This is a genomic window from Protofrankia coriariae, from assembly GCF_001017755.1.
GTDB classification, from domain to species: Bacteria; Actinomycetota; Actinomycetes; order Frankiales; family Frankiaceae; genus Protofrankia; species Protofrankia coriariae.
Genome location: NZ_JWIO01000065.1, coordinates 8,166 through 9,874, shown reverse-complemented (window position 1 = coordinate 9,874; position 1,709 = coordinate 8,166). Strand labels below are relative to the sequence as shown.

Annotated in this window: 2 protein-coding genes (1 of these 2 only partly in view); both read right to left on the bottom strand. The window is 67.8% G+C overall.

Going from position 1 to position 1,709, the window contains the following annotated elements; translation table 11 throughout:
* Positions 1-965, bottom strand: partial view of a cytochrome P450 gene (locus tag FrCorBMG51_RS33285; RefSeq protein ID WP_476742239.1) — the 5' portion only. The gene continues 826 nt to the left of window position 1, outside the view; 965 of the gene's 1,791 nt are visible here — the first part of the coding sequence; its start codon is at positions 963-965; its stop codon lies beyond the left edge, outside the window.
* A 274-nt stretch (positions 966-1,239) separates the two neighbouring features.
* Positions 1,240-1,709 (bottom strand): phenylacetate--CoA ligase family protein (locus FrCorBMG51_RS30055; RefSeq protein WP_420848665.1); only part of this gene is annotated, 470 nt, incomplete at its 5' end.

Below are 1,709 nucleotides of genomic sequence, written 5' to 3'. Positions count from 1 at the left end.
GGCCGGCTCCCGCCGGCGGTGACCCAGAGCTCCCGGAGCCCGCGGGTGAGGAACACCGGCTGCCAGGTCAGCTCGCGGTCGGCAAGCCGCAGGCCGGGCAGCGCCCGCACGACGATCGGGAGCGCGGTCGAGGCCTCCAGCCGGGCCAGCGCGGCACCCAGGCAGAAATGGGCGCCGAAACCGAAAGCGACGTGCGGTTTCGCCGACGTGCGGTCGAGGCGCAGCACGTCGGGACTGTCGAACACGGCCGGGTCGTGGTTCGCCGACGCGAGCAGCATGAACACGCGTTGCCCCCGGCGCATCCGCGCGCCCTCGAAGTCGGCGTCCTCGGCGAGAACGCGGACGACCGCCTTGCCGGGGCCGTCGTACCTGAGGAACTCCTCGACGGCGCCCCGGACCGGGACCCGGCCCTCGCGGAACACCCGCATCTGGTCCGGATGCCGTATCAGCGCCAGTATCGAGTTCGCGATGAGGTTCGCGGTGGTCTCGTGGCCGCCGAACAGCAGCAGGGTGCACGTCGCGATCAGCTCGGCCTCGGACAGGCTGTCGTCGGCTTCCCGCGCTCGGATCAGGGCTGTGATGAGGTTTGCCGCGGGATGTTTCGTATAGTGCCGGAGAAGATCGCGGAAGAACGCGATCAGCTCGTCCATGGCATGGGCGGATCGCCGATACCGGTCAGGATCGTCGAGACCCGCCGACACCAGCGTCCCGATGTCGTCGGACCACTCCTTGAACCGGTCGCGGTCGGCCACCGGCACACCGAGCATTTCGGCGATGACCATTGCCGGGAGCGGATAGGCGAAATTCTCGATCAGATCGAACTCACCGCTGAGGTCGATGTTCGTCAGCAGCTCGTTCGACAGGCTCCGGACGCGTTCCGCCATCTGCGCAACCGACCTCTGGGTGAACGCCCGGCGCACGAGCGCCCGCAGGCGCAGGTGGTTGGGCTCGTCCTGGAACACCATCCAGTTCCGCAGGACGATGAAGGCCTGCCGAACCAACGGGTCCGTGTCCGGGCCACTGAGCTTGTACTCGATGAACGGCGCGATGCGGTCCGAGGAGAAACGGGCGTCCCGCAAGCCCTTCGACACCACATCGTGGCTGGTCAGCAGCCACGACCTGTAACGGGGATCCCACAGCACCGGATGTTCGTCCCGGACCCGCGCGAAGTACCGGTAGGGGTCGCGGATCGCCTCGGGACTGAGAATGTTCACGTCATCTGTCACGTCATCTGTCACTTCATCTGGTGGGGTGCTCACGCGGTTCTCCCTGTCGGCTGTTCGGGCGCTCGTCGATCACCCGCCGGGACTTCAATGTCGCCCGCTCGAACGTTCCATGATCGAAAAGGGTGACCGGAATCCGAATGAGACAGCGGTGCCTGAGCTCCTCCTCCGTGCGCCTCCTCAGCCGGGCACGGTCCTCCTCTCCGCCGGAATGGGCCGGGGCGACCTCGGCCTCCACGGCGATCTCGTCCAGGTTGCCCTGCCGGGTGACCCTGATCCGGAACTCCGGGCCGAGCCCGTCGACGCCGCGCAGGGCGTGCTCGATACCCGACGGGAAGATGTTGGCGCCGCGAATCACCAGCATGTCGTCCGCCCTGCCCAGCAGTCCCCGCGGCAGCCGGGGGTAGGTCCGGCCACAGGGACAGGGCTCCCTGGTCAGATAGCTGCGGTCGTTCGAGGCGAACCTGATCATCGGCTGGGAGGCCC